Source organism: Bacillus sp. DTU_2020_1000418_1_SI_GHA_SEK_038 (genome assembly GCF_032341175.1).
Classification (GTDB): domain Bacteria; phylum Bacillota; class Bacilli; order Bacillales; family Cytobacillaceae; genus Cytobacillus.
In genome coordinates this window covers 4,176,533-4,196,001 of sequence record NZ_CP135435.1, presented here as the reverse complement: position 1 = coordinate 4,196,001, position 19,469 = coordinate 4,176,533, and the positions used below count along the sequence as shown (strand labels likewise).

The window sequence follows — 19,469 nt, the reverse complement described above, 5'->3', positions numbered from 1 at the left end:
AATTTTAAGGAGGAACTTAATAATGGGTCTAATAGCAGCAGCAATCGCAATTGGTTTAGCAGCACTAGGTGCTGGTATCGGTAACGGTCTTATCGTATCAAGAACAGTAGAAGGTATCGCTCGTCAGCCAGAAGCTCGCGGTATGCTTCAAACTACAATGTTCATCGGGGTTGCGTTAGTTGAGGCGATTCCTATCATCGCTGTAGTTATTGCGTTCATGGTTATTGGTGGCTAATAACGAGTTAAAATGTTCCAAAATGGCGAAGATCATTCTATGAGAACCTTCGCCTTTCCTTTATGTCCTATATTCCTGAGAAAATCGTTTTCATATACACAGAAACTTGAGAGACTCTTGAAGGGAGTGAATCGATGGTGTTAAATAGCAGTTTAGTATTTGGGGTTGCTTTTAACGGCGGAGATATTTTATTCCAGCTTGTGATGTTTATCGTTTTACTAGCTCTGCTCAAGAAGTTTGCATGGGGTCCGCTAATGGGCATCATGAAGCAGCGTGAAGAGCATGTAGCAGGTGAGATTGAAGCAGCTGAACAAAGCCGTCAAGAAGCGAAGAAGCTTTTAGAAGAGCAAAGAAATCTGCTTAAACAAGCACGTGAAGAGGCACAAGGCCTAATCGAAGGTGCTAAGAAGCAAGGCGATCTGCAACGTGAGGAAATCATTACGGCAGCTCGTACTGAATCCGAACGTATTAAGGAATCTGCCAAGCTTGAAATCGAGCAGCAAAAAGAAAAAGCGGTTGCAGCTATTCGCGAACAGGTTGCATCTCTATCTGTCTTAATTGCTTCTAAAGTCATTGAGAAAGAATTAAGTGCAGCAGATCAAGAAAAGCTGATTAACGAATATATTCAAGAGGCAGGAGAAGAGCGATGATAGGCTCAACAGTAGCAAAACGCTATGCGTTAGCTCTTTTCCAGCTTGCAAATGAACACCAGCTTCTTGACCAAATGGAAGAAGAGCTTCGTGTAGTTAAGGATGTAGTCAACCATAACTCCGAATTAAATGCGGTTTTGAAATCTCCAAAACTTCCAATTGAGAAGAAGAAAGAGATCATTAAGGATGCGTTTGCATCTGCAAATCAATATGTGTTAAACACACTTATGATTTTAATAGAGCGTCATCGTGAAGATCATATTTCCGATGTAGCTGATCATTTTATAAGCCTTGCTAATGATGAAAGAGGCATTGCAGAGGCGAAAGTATACTCAATCCGCCCATTAACAGAAGCGGAACAAAACGCTTTATCTGCATCTTTTGCAGCTAAAGTTGGAAAACGATCACTTCGTATAGAAAATATTGTTGATTCTAATTTACTCGGCGGCATCAAGCTTCGAATCGGAAACCGGATTTTCGACGGCAGCTTGCGCGGTAAGCTAGATCGTCTAGAACGTCAATTATTAGGCTAAGATTCGTAGATAGGGGTGAAACTCATGAGCATCAAAGCTGAAGAAATCAGTGCGCTGATAAAAAAGCAAATCGAAAACTATCAGTCGGAAATTCAAGTGAGTGATGTAGGTACGGTTATCTCTGTGGGTGACGGTATCGCTCGTGCTCATGGCCTCGACAATGTCATGGCTGGAGAACTTGTTGAATTTTCAAACGGCGTTATGGGTATGGCACAAAACCTTGAAGAAAGTAACGTCGGTATTATTATTCTTGGACCTTTCACTGAAATCCGTGAGGGGGATGAAGTACGCCGTACAGGACGCATCATGGAGGTTCCGGTTGGGGAAGAACTAATCGGCCGCGTGGTGAATCCACTTGGACAGCCAGTAGATGGCATGGGTCCAATTAATACAACAAAAACACGTCCTATTGAAGCAAATGCTCCTGGTGTTATGGATCGTAAATCCGTACACGAGCCGCTTCAAACAGGAATTAAAGCGATTGACGCATTAGTGCCAATCGGACGAGGACAACGTGAGTTAATCATCGGTGACCGTCAAACAGGTAAAACATCTGTTGCGATCGATACAATCTTGAACCAAAAAGATCAAGATATGGTTTGTATCTATGTGGCAATCGGACAAAAGGAATCTACTGTTCGTAATGCAGTAGAAATGCTTCGCAGAAATGGTGCATTAGATTACACAATCGTTGTAACAGCTTCTGCATCACAGCCAGCTCCACTGCTATTCTTAGCACCATATGCTGGGGTAACAATGGGTGAAGAGTTCATGTATAACGGCAAGCACGTTCTTGTTGTATATGATGACTTAACGAAACAAGCATCTGCTTATCGTGAGCTTTCGTTATTATTACGCCGTCCTCCAGGCCGTGAAGCCTATCCAGGGGATGTATTCTACTTACACAGCCGTCTATTAGAGCGTGCTGCTAAATTAAGTGACGCAAAGGGTGCTGGTTCTATCACAGCATTGCCATTTATCGAAACTCAAGCAGGTGACGTTTCTGCTTATATTCCTACAAACGTTATTTCCATTACTGATGGACAAATCTTCTTACAGTCTGACCTATTCTTCTCAGGTGTTCGTCCAGCGATCAACGCAGGTCTTTCTGTATCACGTGTAGGTGGATCCGCACAAATTAAAGCGATGAAAAAGGTTGCAGGTACACTGCGTCTTGACCTTGCATCTTACCGTGAGCTAGAATCATTTGCCCAATTCGGTTCTGACCTTGATAAAGCAACACAAGCGAAATTAAACCGTGGTGCCCGTACAGTTGAGGTTCTTAAGCAGGATCTGAATAAGCCGTTAAAAGTTGAGAAGCAAGTTGCGATTCTTTACGCACTTACTCGCGGCTTCCTAGATGATATTCCTGTACATGATATTCGTCGATTCGAATCTGAGTTCCATGCATGGTTAGACCATAACCGCAAAGATTTGTTAGACCATATCGTTACAACAAAGGATCTTCCTGCAGATGACGATATGGGTGCTGCTATCAATGAATTCAAGAAAACATTCGCAGCATCTGAAAAATAGAATTTCTCTATTATAAGGGTCTGACAATAGGAAAGCAGACAGTGCCCGGAAATATCTGGGTGCTCTCTGCTGGACATTCTTTGAAAAAGGGTGGTGAGAACCTGTGGCATCATTACGCGATATAAAATCTCGTATTACTTCTACGAAGAAAACGAGCCAAATTACGAAAGCAATGCAAATGGTATCTGCTGCGAAAATGAGCCGTGCAGAAATGAATGCGAAATCATTCGTTCCCTACATGGAAAAAATTCAAGAAGTTACTGCCTCCATCGCGATTGGAAGCAAGGATGTAAACCATCCGATGTTAACAAGCCGACCTGTAAAAAAGACTGGATATTTAGTTATCACGTCTGACCGTGGTCTTGCGGGAGCTTTTAACAGTAACGTCTTAAGGCATGTATACCAAACCATTCAACAACGCCATAAATCAAATGATGAATATGCAATCATTGCGATCGGCCGTAATGGAAGAGATTTCTTTAGAAAGCGCGGCATGAATGTCGTTCTTGACATTGTTGCCGTTCCGGATCAGCCTGAGTTTGCTGAGATTAAGGACATTACGAGCAAAACGGTTGGCATGTTTACAGATGAAACATTTGATGAATTATATATGTACTATAACCACTATGTCAGTGCGATTCAACAGGATGTAACAGAGAAGAAGCTTCTTCCTCTTACGGATATTGCTACTTCCTCTAAGCTTACATCTTATGAATTCGAACCGTCAGCTGAAGAAATTCTAGAAGTGTTGCTTCCTCAATACGCAGAAAGCTTAATTTATGGAGCCCTTTTAGACAGTAAAGCCTCTGAGCATGCTGCAAGGATGACGGCTATGAAGAGTGCCACGGATAATGCGAACGAGCTTATTAACTCTCTAAGCCTAAGCTACAACCGTGCTCGTCAAGCAGCGATTACGCAAGAGATCACAGAGATCGTTGGCGGAGCAGCTGCGTTGGAATAATTTTAAACTTGCTAATGAAGCTCAGGGCTAGAAAAACCCTGTGCTTCTCTTAAGAATATGCTTTTACCAAGTGGTTGAGATAATAGAGTTGGAAACGAGGTCAACTGAGAAGCTGACATTTAATTATCCGACATCTGGCCTCTCACCTCTAGAATTTGCTAGGAGGGAAAAAAGATGAACAAAGGACGCGTTCTTCAAGTTATGGGTCCAGTTGTTGACGTAAAGTTCGAAAGCGGTCAACTTCCTGAGATCTATAATGCATTGACAATCGCAAATCAAGCGCGTAACGAATCTGAAGTTGAAATCAACTTAACCCTTGAAGTTGCTCTTCATTTAGGTGATGATACCGTTCGTACCATTGCGATGTCTTCAACTGACGGCTTAACGCGCGGCAGTGAAGTAATAGACACGGGTGCTCCTATTTCTGTTCCTGTTGGGGACGTAACTCTTGGTCGTGTATTTAACGTATTGGGTGAAAATATTGACCTTGATGCACCAATTCCTGCAGATGCACGCCGCGATTCCATCCATAGAGAAGCGCCGAAATTCGAGCAGCTATCAACTGAAGTTGAAATTCTTGAAACTGGAATTAAAGTAGTAGACCTTCTTGCACCATATATTAAAGGTGGAAAAATCGGTCTATTCGGTGGTGCCGGTGTAGGTAAAACCGTTTTAATCCAGGAATTAATCAATAACATCGCTCAAGAGCACGGCGGTATTTCCGTATTCGCTGGTGTAGGTGAGCGTACTCGTGAAGGTAACGACCTTTATCATGAAATGACAGATTCAGGCGTTATTAAGAAAACAGCGATGGTATTCGGTCAGATGAACGAACCGCCTGGCGCACGTATGCGTGTTGCTTTAACTGGTTTGACAATGGCTGAATATTTCCGTGATGACCAAGGACAAGACGTTCTTTTCTTCATGGATAACATCTTCCGTTTCACACAAGCAGGTTCTGAGGTTTCTGCCCTATTAGGCCGTATGCCTTCTGCGGTAGGTTACCAGCCGACTCTTGCAACTGAAATGGGTAAATTACAAGAGCGTATCACTTCAACAAACGTTGGTTCTGTAACTTCGATCCAAGCGATTTACGTACCAGCCGATGACTATACGGATCCAGCTCCAGCAACAACTTTCGCTCACTTAGATGCAACAACGAATCTTGAGCGTAAGCTTTCTGAAATGGGTATCTATCCTGCTGTGGATCCACTAGCTTCAACATCTCGTGCGTTGTCAGCAGATATTGTTGGAGATGAGCACTATCAAGTGGCTACTCAAGTACAGCAAACATTACAGCGTTATAAAGAATTACAAGATATTATCGCGATCCTTGGTATGGATGAGCTTGCAGACGAAGACAAGCTGATCGTTGCCCGTGCGCGTCGTATCCAGTTCTTCTTATCACAAAACTTCCACGTTGCTGAACAGTTTACTGGTCAGCCAGGATCATACGTACCTGTTAAAGAAACTGTTAATGGTTTCAAAGAAATTCTTGAAGGAAAATATGACCACCTTCCAGAAGATGCATTCCGTCTCGTCGGCAGAATCGAAGAGGTTATCGAGAAAGCAAAGAAAATGGGCGTAGAGGTCTAATTTCGGACCAGGAGGGTAAAAAATGAAGACGATCAAAGTCAGTGTTGTTACTCCCGATGGCCCGGTGTATGAATCAGATGTGGAAATGGTAAGCACGAAAGCGGCTAGCGGTGAGCTAGGAATTTTACCCGGCCATATTCCAATGGTTGCACCGTTACAAATTGGAGCCGTCCGTTTGAAAAACGGCGGAAACACAGAATTCGTAGCAGTTAGCGGCGGCTTTCTTGAAGTTCGTCCTGACAAAGTAACGATTTTAGCACAATCAGCTGAACAAGCAGACAGCATTGATGTCGACCGTGCCGTCCGCGCCAAACAACGCGCCGAACAGCGCCTGAACGACCAAAAGCGCGACAACGTTGACTTCAAACGTGCTGAACTCGCTCTTCAACGTGCCATCAATCGAATCAAAGTTTCAGAAAGAAACTTCTAATCAAGTTACCAAACACTCCTCAGCTGCGGCTGGGGGGTGTTTTTGTTTTTTGGGAGGAGATTGGCTATATAATTGGTGTTCATAGTGGGTATTTTGGTGGAGGGAGATGGAAAACGATAACTATGGGGTGTTCATAGTGCGTGTTTTGGTGGAGAGAGATGGAAAACGATAACTATAGAGTGTTCATAGTGCGTGTTTTGGTAGAGAGAGAGCGAAAACGATAACTATGAAGTGTTCATAGTGCGTGTTTTGGTGGAGAGAGAGCGAAAACGATAACTATGGAGTGTTTATAGTGCGTGTTTTGGTAGAGAGAGAGCGAAAACGATAACTATAGAGTGTTCATAGTGCGTGTTTTGGTAGAGAGAGATGTAAAACGATAACTATGGAGTGTTCATAGTGCGTGTTTTGGTAGAGGGAGATGTAAAACGATAACTATGGAGTGTTCATAGTGCGTGTTTTGGTAGAGGGAGATGGAAAACGATAACTATAGGCTGTTCATAGTGCATGTTTTGGTAGAGAGAGATGTAAAACGATAACTATGGAGTGTTCATAGTGCGTGTTTTGGTAGAGAGAGATGTAAAACGATAACTATGGAGTGTTCATAGTGCGTGTTTCGGTCGAGGGAGATGTAAAACGATAACTATGGAAGGTTCATAGTGCATGTTTTGGTAGAGAGAGATGTAAAACGATAACTATGGAGTGTTCATAGTGCGTGTTTTGGTAGAGGGAGATGGAAAACGATAACTATGGAGTGTTCATAGTGCGTATTTTGGTAGAGGGAGATGGAAAACGATAACTATGGAAGGTTCATAAAGCGTGTTTTTATTAAAGCCAGTCTAAAACGATTCTCATAAGATTTTTATGCACCCTAAATTTAAAAATTATTAAAGGAAATTAATCAGCGTGAGCGATAATGGCAGGATTTTTACAAAAATTAAAGAATAAAAGAATTAAATTTATTTTTATAAGAGAAAATGATGATAAGGATTAGGTTTGTGATTAGTGGAAGGGGGATAAATATGACCTATGAAGAAATAATGAAAAGGCTTGAAGAATTAGGGACGGAGCAGACGAAAAAGACGTTGATGCGTCATGGGGCGGTGGAGCCGCTCTTTGGTGTAAAGATTGGGGATATGAAAAAACTAGTGAAATTTGTGAAAAAGGATCAGGATTTGGCGTTGGCTCTGTATGGATCAGGGAACTATGACGCTATGTATTTAGCGGGTCTTTCGGTGAATCCAAAATTGATGACAAAGGAAATTTTACAGGAGTGGGCTAAGAAAGCATCTTGGTATGCACCTGCGGAATACACTGTTGCCGGAGTGGCTGCAGAAAGTGAATATGCTTTGGAGTTGGCGAGAGAATGGATAAAATCTGATGATGAAATAATAGCTGTCTGTGGGTGGAATACCTATGCAAACCACTTATCCATTACCCCAGATGAAAGTTTGGACCTAAATGAAATTGCTGAATTACTAAAACAGGTAGAGACAACGATTCATGAAGAAAGAAACAGGGTGCGGTACGTTATGAACGGTTTTGTCATTTCCGTTGGAACCTATGTCCAATCCTTATCGGAAGAGGCGAAAAAAGTTGCGTCACATATTGGCAAGGTGCACGTAGACGTTGGGAATACGGCATGTAAAGTACCACTGGCAGCTGAGTATATTAAAAAAATTGAAGATAAGGATCGTGTAGGATTAAAAAGAAAGACTTGTATTTGTTAAAAAAATGGAGGCTTTGCGAACTTTGCAGAGCTGTTTTTTTCTGTGTAAAACTAAATTGTCGTTGGATTCAATGAACAAGCCTTGATGTACTTAGTAATCATCGGCGCAGAGAAATGAAGCCAAAGACATTTACAATCTGGGTTGAGATTGCAAAATCATGAATGTTTTTGTTAATTACATTGGCTTTCAATGGAGTGTAAAATTGGATTTCTAATTAAAGGGTATATAATGCCTAATATAAAAAGAATGTAGCATTTGCTAAGATTTTTATAGACGGTTATTCAATTACTATTTTTACTATTAAGTATTGCTTGACAATTTTGTAAATGGTTTTAAAATTAAGGCGAGCGATCCCCCGACCACCTCAAAATCAAACCTCAAAATTAACACCACAATTGTGCAGCGATCTTCCACCTAAATCTGTTGTAAATCCAATTAATTAAAGGATTTGATGTATATGGCATGATGTTGAATGTCTTTTTCGGAATCCTTTAAAAAGAGAATAATGAATGGAGTGTAAATAAGGTGATAATTAAAATACGCAAGGAATCAGTAGAGTTAAAGCTTTATAGATATTTAAATATACGAACGAAGTTATCAGATAAGGAGCGGAATTATTATATGACCCTTGAGAAGGGATATCAGGGGGAGCTCATGTTTGATGCTATATCAGAACCCCTCTCCACAAACTGGCTGATCATTAATGACTTGATGCTTGAATATAATCATACCGTTTTTCAAATAGATACACTGCTCATTTCAACTGAGAAAATATTTATTTTTGAAATAAAAAATTACGAGGGTGATTATTTTCTCAAAGATGATAAGTGGTATACATTGTCAAAAACAGAAATTAGGAATCCGTTGCACCAGGTAGAGCGAAGTGAATCCATTTTTAGGAGGTTGCTTCAGGAGCTTGGCATTACCATCCCCATCGAAACATGCCTCATTTTCGTCAACCCCGAATTTTATTTATATCAGGCCTCATTAGACCTTCCGATTATTTTTCCAACGCAGCTTAACCGTTTTATTAAACAACTAAGCAAATATCCTGCAAAATATAAAGATAACCATTTAAAGCTTGCAAAACAATTAGTATCGATGCATGTTGAGAAGTCACCCTATTTACGTTTACCTGACTATAGCTATGACGAGTTGAAAAAGGGAATAACTTGTGTTAGCTGCCACTCGTTTAATGTTGAACTTAAAGGAAATGTATTAATTTGTAAGGAGTGTAAGTATAAGGAGAGGATTACTTCTGCACTCCTACGGGGTGTGGAGGAATTTACATTCCTTTTTCCAGATAGAAAAATTACCACAAATGACATGATGGAATGGTTTAAAGTTATTGAGTCGAGGATAACCATGAGAAGGCTGCTTGCGCAAAATTTTAAACAAATGGGGCGGGGTAAATACACTTATTATGTGAAATTATAAAGATTATCATTTTAAGGGTAGCTAACGAGTGTTTTTAGAGCGTGTTTAGTAGCTTATTCAAGGAAAACGCACACTATGGGAGGTTCATAGTGCGTGTTTATAAGTCTATCCGTGCAAAACGCTTACTATGAGAGGTTTATAGTGCGTGTTTATGGGTCTATCCGTGCAAAACGCTTACTATGAGAGGTTTATAGTGCGTGTTTATGAGTCTATCCATACAAAACGCTTACTATGAGAGGTTTATAGTACGTGTTTATGAGTCTATCCATACAAAACGCTTACTATGAGAGGTTCATAGTGCGTGCTTATGGGCCTATCCGTGCAAAACGCATACTATGGGAGGTTTATAGTGCGTGTTTATGGGCCCATCCGTGCAAAACGCTCACTATGAGAGGGTTCATAGTGCGTGTTTATGAGTCTATTCATGCAAAACGCTCATTATGGGAGGTTTATAGTGTGTGTTTATGAGTCTCTCCATGCAAAACGCTTATTATGATAGGTTCATGGAACGTGTTAGGACCTCCGCAACGTATAAAGTTCACTATAAAGGTTTAATAAAGCACAATTGGGTATTTTCAGATCTGGGGTGCTTTTATAAAAATAAAAGCTTGGTTATTTTTTGGGGGATAGTTTAATAAGAGTAGTATTAAGTAAGATTGTGATTTAGTGAAATTGAAGTTAGAGGAAAGAGGCTGTAAATGATTTTTCTCACTGAAAATCTTGCTTTTTTCATGTTTAATGGGTAGTGGGAAATAATCTGGGTTGGGTTTTTCTGAAAAATTACTTCTGGATAATTTTCTGTATGAAGTGTTATCCCAGCGGTGTGGACGCACCTTTTAAGCTGTACCCCCATTTTAAAGGACATGGAGGGGTTCTTCCCTTATAAAAATTAGTTTAAATATGAAGTTGGCAGTTCGCATTTGCGTCATCTTTGATGTAGTTCGGGTGAGTTGATTCTGGGATGACGCAAATGCTCAGGGGGAGGGATTTGTGTCGATAATGTGGCGGCTTTCTGGAAATTTTCTCTCTGCGAGGTGCATCCGCACCTCTGGCATCAGCTCCGCTGCTGCCCCCACAGAACAAAGCTTTTTCCGCTTAAGAGAGCCTGCTCTTAACGCTGCAAAAGCTTTTTCTGTGGGTCGAGAGAATTTCCAGTAAAATAGCTGGGTTTATCGACACAAATTGGTAAGAGTGCTATAATGGTTACGGTTACAACTGGGTAGAGAAAATTCATAATATTGGGGGGGATGGACATGGAGACTCTAAATTTATATCAAAATAACTATTTGATAGTGTTTGTGTTCCTATGTCTTGGAATTTTGTTACCTGTGGTAGCTTTGTTTTTAGGGAAGCTGCTGCGGCCATACAAGCCGCATGAGACGAAGTATACCACGTACGAGAGTGGGATTGAGCCATTCCATGATTCATGGGTGCAGTTTAATATCCGCTATTATGTTTTTGCACTCATGTTTGTTATTTTTGATGTGGAAACGGTATTTTTGTATCCGTGGGCTGTTGCCTATGAAAAACTCGGAATCTTTGCATTAATAGAAATGTTGATTTTCGTATTTATGCTTGTCATCGGTCTCATTTATGCATGGAAGAAGAAGGTGTTAAAATGGACTTAAAATTGGAAGATATTTCACCTAAAGAAATGGAAGAATTGCAGCGAAATGTATTTATGGCAACTTTGGAACAAATAAAAGCTTGGGCACGGAGTAACTCATTGTATCCAATGACCTTCGGGCTTGCTTGTTGTGCCATTGAAATGATGGGTGTCGGTGGTGCTCACTATGATTTAGACCGTTTTGGTTCGTTTTTCCGGACATCCCCTCGTCAATCCGATGTCATGATTGTTTCAGGTACCGTTACGAAAAAAATGGCGCCAATTGTTCGCCGTTTGTATGATCAAATGCCAGAGCCGAAGTGGGTTATTGCAATGGGTTCCTGTGCAACAGCGGGAGGACCATATGTGAAATCCTATGCCGTTGTGAAGGGTGTCGACCAAATTGTTCCTGTTGATGTTTATATCCCAGGATGTCCTCCGAATCCGGCAGCATTAATATATGGAATTAATAAATTAAAGGAAAAAATCCGCTACGAGGCTAAAACTGGGAAGAAGGTGATCTAACCTATGAGCGGGGAAAAGGATCTGGAACAGTTAAAAAAGGAGGCCGCCGCCAAAGCGAAGGCCGCTGCACTAGCGAAAATGAAAGCAAAAGAAGAGGGCGAAGCGAAGGAAGAAACTCCCGCGGAAGACCTTGATATAGCGAAGCAAAAAGCTGCCGCCGCCGCCAAAGCGAAGGCCGCTGCATTAGCGAAAATGAAAGCAAAAGAAGAGGGCAAAGCGAAGGAGGAAACTCCCGCGGAAGACCTTGATATAGCGAAGCAAAAAGCTGCCGCCGCCGCCAAAGCGAAAGCCGCCGCACTAGCGAAAATGAAAGCAAAAGAAGAGGGCGAAGCAAAGGAGGAAACTCCCGCGGAAGACCTTGATATAGCGAAGCAAAAAGCCGCCGCCGCTGCTAAAGCCAAGGCCGCTGCAGCAGCTAAGGCGAAAGCTGCAGCATTGGCAAAGCAATCAGGAGAAGCTCCAGCCGGTGACGATGAAAAGGCGAAAGCGATTGCAGCCGCGAAGGCAAAGGCCGCCGCAGCCGCCAAAGCGAAAGCTGCTGCACTGGCAAAGCAATCGGGAGAAACCCCAGCTGGTGATGATGAAAAAGCAAAAGCAATTGCAGCCGCAAAAGCAAAAGCTGCCGCTGCAGCCAAAGCGAAGGCAGCAGCCGGAGCTGGTGATGACGAAAAGGCGAAGGCGATCGCCGCTGCAAAAGCAAAAGCCGCCGCAGCCGCAGCCGCGAAGGCAAAAGCAGGTGGAAAAGCCGCAGCTGAGCCTGCAGAGGAAAAGAAACCATCACCAAATCAGCCGTATCTCGATAAGTATGTAAAGGTTATTGGAGAGCACCTCGGACAAGATGTGCTGGAAGATTACTATATCAATAGTTTATCCAAAGATGTTCCGACCCTAGTGGCAAATAAAGAATCATACTTCAAGCTTGCTGAATTCCTTAAATACAATGAGCAGCTGGGCTTTGATTACTTATCTGAAACACATGGGACAGATTTTGAAACACATATGGAAGTGTATGTTCACTTATATTCATATAAAAATAGACAATCAGTTGCGTTAAAAGTAAAGATTGATCGTGATGAACCAACCATTGAGTCACTGGTGCCATTATGGGCAGGGGCAAATTGGCCTGAATGTGAAACCTATGATTTATTAGGCATTAAATTTACAGGTCACCCGAATCTGCATCGGATTCTCCTTGGAGATGATTGGATTGGCCATCCGTTAAGAAAAGACTACGAACCGTATGATGTGGAGGTGTAACCAGTGATTCGTACTGAAGAAATGGTCTTAAATGTGGGTCCTCAGCATCCAAGTACGCATGGTGTATTTCGTCTCGTTGTCAAAATTGATGGGGAAATCATAAAAGAAGCAAAGCCAGTCATCGGTTATTTGCATCGCGGAACGGAAAAATTGGCTGAAGATCTCCAATATACACAAATCATCCCCTACACTGACCGAATGGATTATCTGTCGGCAATGACCAATAACTATGTCATCTGCCACGCGGTGGAAACGATGATGGGGATCGAGGTTCCGGAACGGGCTGAATACCTTCGTGTCATGGCGATGGAACTTGGCAGGGTTGCCAGTCACTTAGTTTCATGGGGTACTTTTTTACTGGACCTTGGGGCAACAAGTCCCTTCCTATATGCATTCCGGGAAAGGGAAATGATCATTAATATGCTGAACGAGCTTTCGGGCGCGCGCCTGACCTTTAACTACATGCGTGTAGGCGGGGTGAAATGGGACGCACCAGAGGGCTGGGTTGAGAAGGTAAAAGAATTCATTCCTTATATGCGTGAACAGCTGGTCGGTTATCATCAGCTTGTAACGGGAAATGAAATTTTCATGAGCCGTGTAAAAGGTGTAGGTTTTTATACGAAAGAGGATGCCATCCAATACTCATTAAGCGGACCAACACTTCGCTGTACCGGAGTGAAATGGGATCTTCGCAAGGATGAGCCTTATTCCATTTACGACCGCTTTGATTTTAACGTGATTACCCGTGAAGAAGGGGATGCATGGGCACGCTATCATGTTCGAATAGAAGAGATTGAAGAGTCGCTGAAAATTCTTGAACAGGCGTGTGAACAATTCCCGGCAGAGGGAGAAATCATGGCCAAGGTACCAAAGATTATTAAGGCTCCAAAAGGAGAGGCATTTGTCAGAATCGAATCTCCACGTGGAGAAATTGGCTGCTATATATACAGTGACGGGAAAAAAGAACCGTATCGACTTAAGTTCAGAAGACCGTCCTTCTATAATCTGCAAATTCTCCCTAAGCTGCTTGAAGGCGAAAACATAGCAAACATGATTGCCATTTTAGGAGGAATTGATATTGTCCTCGGGGAGGTGGACGGTTAATGGTAGAAGAACTATTGCATTCTAGTCCCGGATTAATGAATTTCGGAATTTTCTTCTTACTAGCTACCGTTTTACTATTAGTCGTTCTAGGCTTCGTCACTTACTGCATTTTAGCAGAGCGTAAAGTAATGGGATATATGCAAATGCGCCATGGTCCTAACCAAGTCGGTGGACGCTGGGGGTTATTACAAACAGTTGCTGACGTTCTAAAGCTGCTTTTAAAAGAAGACATTATTCCTAAGCTTGCGGACCGGCCGCTATTCATAATAGCACCTGTCATCGCGTTTGCACCGTCATTCATGGTGCTTGCAGCGATTCCTTTTACCGATAAATTTCAATTTGCTGATATCGGAGTGGGTCTGCTTTACTATATCGCCGTTTCCGGTATCACTACAGTAGGAATTGTAACAGGAGCGTGGGCTTCAAACAATAAATATGCTCTCCTTGGGGGAATGCGTGCAGCGGCACAGATGATTTCCTATGAAATCCCGCTCGTTATGTCTGTTGTCGGCGTCATCCTTCTATCAGGAAGCTTAAATTTAAATGATATCGTGGATGCACAAAGAAATGGCTGGTTCATCATCTGGCAGCCAATTGCCTTTATCGTTTTCTTCATTGCATCTGTTGCCGAATTAAACCGTGTTCCATTTGATTTGCCTGAATCAGAATCTGAGCTCATTTCCGGGTTCCATGTCGAATATTCCGGCTTCCGCTGGGCATTTTTCATGCTAGCAGAATATGTGTACCTATTTGCGATGGCTGCTCTGACAACTGTGTTGTTCTTAGGCGGATGGCTGCCTCTTCCGTTCTTAGGATTTATCCCGGGAGCCATATGGTTCGCACTTAAATTCACATTAGTTATCTTCATACTGCTGTGGTTCCGTTCCACATTCCCGCGTGTGCGTGCAGACCAATTAATGGAATTTGGCTGGAAGGTTCTCCTGCCAATTGCCTTAGCCAATATTTTCTTAACCGCACTATTAAAAGAACTGCTCAACCTATTTTAAAAAGCATTACACTTTTAAAACTCAAGGGGTGAAAAAACATGCTTGGATTAGCGAAAGGTTTATCATATACCCTAAAAAACTTGACCCGCAAAAAGGTCACATATGAATATCCGAATGAGCCGCTTCCGCTGCCTGATCGATTCCGCGGAATTCAAAAATTCTATCCTGAAAAATGTATTGTTTGTAATCAGTGTGCGAACATTTGCCCGACTGATTGTATCCAGCTGACAGGTAAAAAGCATCCGGATCCGGCGAAAAAAGGGAAAATTATTGATACGTATGATATTAACTTTGAGATTTGTATTCTATGTGATTTATGCACAGAGGTTTGTCCAACAGAGGCCATTATTATGACGAATAACTTTGAACTGGCAGAATACAGCAGAGATGAGTTGTTTAAAAACCTCGAATGGCTGGATGAAAATGATGAGAATATACGGAAGGAGAATAAAGCATGACGTTTTCAGGTGAATTTCTTGCGTTTATGTCACTTGCAGTAGTGGCAATCATGGGCGGCGTGCTTTTATTAAACCTTTCCAAAGTTGTGCATACGGTAGTGGCGCTAGTGTTTACCTTTATCAGTATAGCGGGGATCTTTGTGTTATTATCTGCAGAGTTTCTTGCTGCAGCCCAAATTTTGCTTTATTCCGGTGCCGTTACAATCATTATGTTATTTGGAATTATGCTGACCCGTCATAACGATGTGAGTGAGCCAAAAACAGGAATCGTCCGCAAGGTATTGCTGTTTCTGGGGGTTTTAGGATTCGGATTTGCCGTTTACATCGGTATTTACAACCTGGATTTCGGACAATTGCCGAATACTTTGCATGAAAATAATACAGAGCAAATTGGAATAGCGCTATATTCCAAATACATCATTCCATTTGAGTTAACTTCTGTATTACTATTGGCAGCTTTGATTGGCGCAATTGTTTTAGCGAGGAAAGATGATGAGAAGGGAGCGGAGAAGGAATGAGTTCAGTTCCCATTTCACTGTACCTTGCCTTAGCGTTAATCTTATTCTGTATCGGTTTATATGGTGCTTTGACGAAGAGAAACACAGTGATCGTCTTAATTTCGATTGAGCTAATGCTAAACGCAGTTAATATCAACCTAGTGGCCTTCAGTAAATTTGGTGTGGCGCCTGCCATTACAGGTCAGATCTTCGCCTTATTTGTCATGACAGTTGCTGCAGCAGAAGTGGCTGTTGGCGTAGCGATCTTGATGGCCCTTTACCGCAATCGTAAAACGGTTAATATTGATGAAATGAACACATTGAAGCATTAAGGAATGCTTTGCACGAATAAGAGGCTGTTCGTTATACTAGTAAAATATTTTTCCGGGAAATAATACGTGGTTTTACAGGAAATAATTCACAGAACTATTTCCTGGCGCAAAATAAACCGCATCAAGTATAACCTGCTCTCAATCTAACACGCTGCACTTACAGACGGACAAAACTTACCAGCGTGTTCAAAAAAGGGGATTGTGATATTGATGGAGAATGCATGGATCATACCGCTTTTCCCGCTTTTATCGTTCTTATTCCTTGTCTTTTTCGGCAAACGGCTTAAGGATGCGAGTGCTTACATAGGAATTCTGCTTTCGCTTGCATCTCTTGTCTACTCGTTGTTGGTGCTGTTCGAAAGATTTACGTCACCAACCCATAAGGCAGAAGCTGTTTGGCTGACAATAGGGGATGTTCAGTTAACAGCGGGTTTTGAAGTAAACCAGTTAAATGCATTAATGCTAGTGATCGTCTCACTCGTCAGTTTCCTTGTTCATACGTATTCAAAGGGATATATGCACGGGGATGAGAGACTTCATGTTTACTATTCATATTTAGGCTTATTTACCTTTGCGATGCTAGGGCTTGTACTATCTCCTAACCTATTGCAAACATATATTTTCTGGGAGCTTGTCGGCTTAGGCTCATTCCTATTGATTGGTTTCTACTTTTATAAAGAAGAAGCAAAGAAGGCTGCGAAAAAAGCATTTATCATGACGCGTATTGGGGATGTGGGCCTTTTAATCGGAATGATTCTCTTATTCTGGCAGGTTGGCAGCTTTGAATATGATGAAATCTTTGCGGCTGTAGCAGCTGGATCGATCTCAACAACAATGATTACGTTAACAGCTATCTTGATTTTTGTTGGAGCTATTGGGAAATCGGGTCAATTTCCCCTTCACACATGGCTTCCGGACGCGATGGAAGGTCCAACACCAGTTTCAGCATTAATCCACGCCGCGACAATGGTTGCAGCAGGGGTTTATTTAGTAGCTGCTTTGTTCCCGCTTTTCACAGCAAGCGAAACCGCGCTTATGACCGTAGCTGTGATTGGAGCGATTACCGCGATTTTTGCAGCGAGCATTGGTCTTGTGCAAACGGATATTAAAAGAGTGCTAGCCTACTCAACCGTCAGCCAGCTTGGCTATATGATGCTTGCACTTGGATCTGCCGGCTATGTAGCGGGTGTATTCCACTTAATGACTCACGCTTTCTTTAAAGCATTGCTTTTCCTTGCTGCAGGAAGTGTCATCCATGCCGTTCATACACAGGATATTGAGAAAATGGGCGGATTATGGAAAAAGCTTCGTGTCACAGGCCCTCTGTTCTTAATTGGAACATTGGCGATCAGCGGGGTTCCGTTATTTTCAGGTTTCTTCAGTAAGGATGAAATATTAATTGCAGCATGGGTACAAGGCAATACAGTATTGTTCTGGCTTGCAGTTGCTGCCGCATTCTTTACAGCTTTCTATATGTTCCGTCTGTTCTTCATGGTGTTTTCGGGCGAATCGCGTAGCGATATGAGCCATGCGAAGGAGTCGCCAAGTGTAATGACGGTGCCGATGATGGTTCTCGGAGTCCTTGCAGTGGTTGCAGGTTACGTCAATACACCATGGTTTGGAACATTCCTTGGAGATTGGTTAGCAGACGGAAATCCGGCGCTCGGACATGGACATATTGAAGGTCCAGCGTGGATTATGATTGTCGCAACTGTCGTATCCCTTCTTGGTATTTACCTGGCTTGGATGATTTACAGTAAGCGTTCGCTATCACGCGACTGGCTTGGTGCTGAAACGATGTACAATATTTTATATAACAAATATTTTATCGATGAATTTTACGAGCTAACTGTCTTAAAGGTGACGAAGTTCTTCAGTATTTTCCTTCGCTACATCGAAACCTTCCTTGTTGAAGGGGTTGTAAAGGGAGTATCGGGAACAGTGGTCGCTCTTGGAAGGCTAGGCTCGAAATTCCAGGATGGCCAAGTTCAAAGATATGGAACGGTTGCCTTTGTTGGATTAGCTATTTTAGTAGTCGTATTTGCGGTAACAGGGGGGTATTTAAGATGAATATCGCTTATTTCTTATCAATCTTAGTGTTCTCCCCTTTAGTTGGTGTTTTAGTTTTATCATTGATTCCGAATACAAAGGAATCGGTTATTAAGACGGTCGGTTTCCTAGCAACTCTTCCAGCACTGATTCTATCACTAGTAGCATTTTTTCAATATCGTGCCGGTGTATCGCTAGCCGATATAAGCGAGAGAGTGCACTGGGTTCAGTTTGGCGACCCGAACCGTTTGGGGGACTTGTTCTCGATTAATTACGAGCTTGGGGTAGATGGATTCTCCCTCATTATGATCGTGCTGACAGCGATTCTGTCCACCCTTGCAGCCATTGCTTCTATGTATATTAAAAAAGAATGGAAAGGCTATTTCATGCTGTTCCTTCTATTAGAAGTAGGAATGCTTGGGGTGTTCGCTGCCGAAAACCTAATTCTATTCTTCATCTTTTTCGAAATTACATTAATTCCAACCTTCTTCCTGATTGGAAAATGGGGTTATTTTGAAAAAGAAAAAGCAGCCTTCAGCTTCTTAATTTATAACGGATTAGGATCTGCAGTGCTTCTGATTGTGATTATGGTGTTATTCTCCCGAACAGGAACGTCTAATATTGACGCGCTTATGGCGATCTTAAAGGCTGACGTTAATCATGCCGTTTTCTCGGAAGGGACTAAAATGGGCTTGCTCATCGCCCTGTTAATTGCATTTGGGGTTAAGCTGCCAATCTTCCCGCTTCATAGCTGGATGGTTCGCGTTCACGTACAGGCAGCACCATCAATTGTTATGCTGCATGCCGGTATCTTACTGAAAATTGGGGCTTACGGGATTATCCGATTTGGGATGGGAATTTTCCCTGTACAGTTCCAAGAATTAGCAGTATTAATCGCTGTTCTCGGAGTTGTGAACCTCCTATACGGTGCATTCTTAGCTTTGATTCAAACAGATTTCAAAATGGTCCTAGCTTATTCATCAATATCCCATATGGGAATTGTGTTGATTGGATTAGGCGCGATGAACGAGGCAGGAATTCAAGGGGCTATCTTCCAAGTCGTCTCACATGGTTTGATTGCTGCACTCCTATTCTTCCTTGTTGGCGTATTTTACGAGCGTCTGGATACGTCCATCATCCGCAATCTTGGCGGATTGGCAAAAGGAATGCCGATCACAGCTGGTTTCCTGCTAGCTGGGGCAATGGCATCACTAGGTATGCCTGGAATGTCCGGATTTGTGAGTGAATTTATGGCGTTCCTTGGTCTATTTAAAGAAATGCCAGTTTTAGCAGCGGTAGGGGCACTGGGAATTATTTTAACAGCTGTTTACCTGCTCCGCGCAGTTCTTGGCATTACTTATGGAAAAGCCCATCGTGAATTCGCGGGTGTAACGGATCTTCGCGGCAGAGAATGGGTTCCAGCATTAGTTTTACTTGCGATTATTGTGTTAATTGGTGTGTACCCAAGTGTACTAAGCGAGCCGCTAACTTCCACACTTGAAACGATTATGCTTGGGATAGGAGGGTGA

Annotated in this window: 19 protein-coding genes; all 19 read left to right on the top strand. The window is 42.3% G+C overall.

Going from position 1 to position 19,469, the window contains the following annotated elements; translation table 11 throughout:
- Positions 1-22 precede the first annotated feature (22 nt).
- The 19 genes from atpE to RRV45_RS20685 all read left to right on the top strand — a co-directional run bounded on the left by atpE (position 23) and on the right by RRV45_RS20685 (position 19,469).
- Positions 23-235, top strand: coding sequence for a F0F1 ATP synthase subunit C (gene atpE, locus RRV45_RS20775; RefSeq protein WP_019153961.1), 213 nt, complete (start codon positions 23-25; stop codon positions 233-235).
- A 137-nt stretch (positions 236-372) separates the two neighbouring features.
- A complete protein-coding gene (gene atpF, locus RRV45_RS20770) occupies positions 373-885 on the top strand; it encodes a F0F1 ATP synthase subunit B (protein WP_410489397.1) in 513 nt (170 codons plus the stop codon).
- Positions 882-1,418: a F0F1 ATP synthase subunit delta gene (locus RRV45_RS20765; protein ID WP_315666549.1), complete on the top strand. Its 537-nt coding sequence runs from the start codon at positions 882-884 to the stop codon at positions 1,416-1,418. The genes atpF and RRV45_RS20765 overlap by 4 nt, the downstream gene beginning before the upstream one ends.
- A 24-nt stretch (positions 1,419-1,442) precedes the next feature.
- Positions 1,443-2,954 (top strand): F0F1 ATP synthase subunit alpha, encoded by a 1,512-nt coding sequence (atpA, locus tag RRV45_RS20760; protein ID WP_315666548.1) that lies wholly within the window; start codon positions 1,443-1,445, stop codon positions 2,952-2,954.
- A 103-nt stretch (positions 2,955-3,057) separates the two neighbouring features.
- The gene (locus RRV45_RS20755; protein ID WP_315666547.1) at positions 3,058-3,915 is read left to right on the top strand and encodes a F0F1 ATP synthase subunit gamma; all 858 of its coding nucleotides are present in this window, start codon (positions 3,058-3,060) and stop codon (positions 3,913-3,915) included.
- A 174-nt stretch (positions 3,916-4,089) separates the two neighbouring features.
- Positions 4,090-5,511: a F0F1 ATP synthase subunit beta gene (gene atpD, locus RRV45_RS20750; RefSeq protein WP_315666546.1), complete on the top strand. Its 1,422-nt coding sequence runs from the start codon at positions 4,090-4,092 to the stop codon at positions 5,509-5,511.
- A 22-nt stretch (positions 5,512-5,533) separates the two neighbouring features.
- The gene (locus tag RRV45_RS20745) at positions 5,534-5,941 is read left to right on the top strand and encodes a F0F1 ATP synthase subunit epsilon (RefSeq protein ID WP_315666545.1); all 408 of its coding nucleotides are present in this window, start codon (positions 5,534-5,536) and stop codon (positions 5,939-5,941) included.
- Positions 5,942-6,960: 1,019 nt separating this feature from the next.
- Positions 6,961-7,668, top strand: a complete 708-nt coding sequence (locus RRV45_RS20740; RefSeq protein WP_315666544.1) for a DNA alkylation repair protein — start codon at positions 6,961-6,963, stop codon at positions 7,666-7,668.
- A 525-nt stretch (positions 7,669-8,193) separates the two neighbouring features.
- Positions 8,194-9,105, top strand: coding sequence for a nuclease-related domain-containing protein (locus RRV45_RS20735; protein WP_315666543.1), 912 nt, complete (start codon positions 8,194-8,196; stop codon positions 9,103-9,105).
- Between the two features lie 1,253 nt (positions 9,106-10,358).
- Entirely contained in the window at positions 10,359-10,733 is a 375-nt protein-coding gene (locus RRV45_RS20730) for an NADH-quinone oxidoreductase subunit A (protein ID WP_315666542.1), read from the top strand.
- A complete protein-coding gene (locus RRV45_RS20725; RefSeq protein WP_315666541.1) occupies positions 10,724-11,236 on the top strand; it encodes a NuoB/complex I 20 kDa subunit family protein in 513 nt (170 codons plus the stop codon). The genes RRV45_RS20730 and RRV45_RS20725 overlap by 10 nt, the downstream gene beginning before the upstream one ends.
- A 3-nt stretch (positions 11,237-11,239) precedes the next feature.
- A complete protein-coding gene (locus RRV45_RS20720; RefSeq protein WP_315666540.1) occupies positions 11,240-12,493 on the top strand; it encodes an NADH-quinone oxidoreductase subunit C in 1,254 nt (417 codons plus the stop codon).
- Between the two features lie 3 nt (positions 12,494-12,496).
- Positions 12,497-13,597, top strand: coding sequence for an NADH-quinone oxidoreductase subunit D (locus RRV45_RS20715; protein ID WP_315666539.1), 1,101 nt, complete (start codon positions 12,497-12,499; stop codon positions 13,595-13,597).
- Positions 13,597-14,604, top strand: a complete 1,008-nt coding sequence (nuoH, locus tag RRV45_RS20710; protein WP_315666538.1) for an NADH-quinone oxidoreductase subunit NuoH — start codon at positions 13,597-13,599, stop codon at positions 14,602-14,604. The genes RRV45_RS20715 and nuoH overlap by 1 nt, the downstream gene beginning before the upstream one ends.
- 38 nt (positions 14,605-14,642) lie before the next feature.
- Entirely contained in the window at positions 14,643-15,062 is a 420-nt protein-coding gene (nuoI, locus tag RRV45_RS20705) for an NADH-quinone oxidoreductase subunit NuoI (protein WP_315666537.1), read from the top strand.
- Positions 15,059-15,580 (top strand): NADH-quinone oxidoreductase subunit J, encoded by a 522-nt coding sequence (locus RRV45_RS20700; RefSeq protein WP_315666536.1) that lies wholly within the window; start codon positions 15,059-15,061, stop codon positions 15,578-15,580. Before nuoI ends, RRV45_RS20700 begins: the two co-directional genes overlap by 4 nt.
- Positions 15,577-15,891 (top strand): NADH-quinone oxidoreductase subunit NuoK, encoded by a 315-nt coding sequence (gene nuoK, locus RRV45_RS20695; protein ID WP_315666535.1) that lies wholly within the window; start codon positions 15,577-15,579, stop codon positions 15,889-15,891. The genes RRV45_RS20700 and nuoK overlap by 4 nt, the downstream gene beginning before the upstream one ends.
- Before the next feature lie 207 nt (positions 15,892-16,098).
- Positions 16,099-17,961: an NADH-quinone oxidoreductase subunit L gene (gene nuoL, locus RRV45_RS20690; protein WP_315666534.1), complete on the top strand. Its 1,863-nt coding sequence runs from the start codon at positions 16,099-16,101 to the stop codon at positions 17,959-17,961.
- On the top strand, positions 17,958-19,469 hold the full coding sequence (locus tag RRV45_RS20685) for a complex I subunit 4 family protein (protein ID WP_315666533.1): 1,512 nt from the start codon (positions 17,958-17,960) through the stop codon (positions 19,467-19,469). The genes nuoL and RRV45_RS20685 overlap by 4 nt, the downstream gene beginning before the upstream one ends.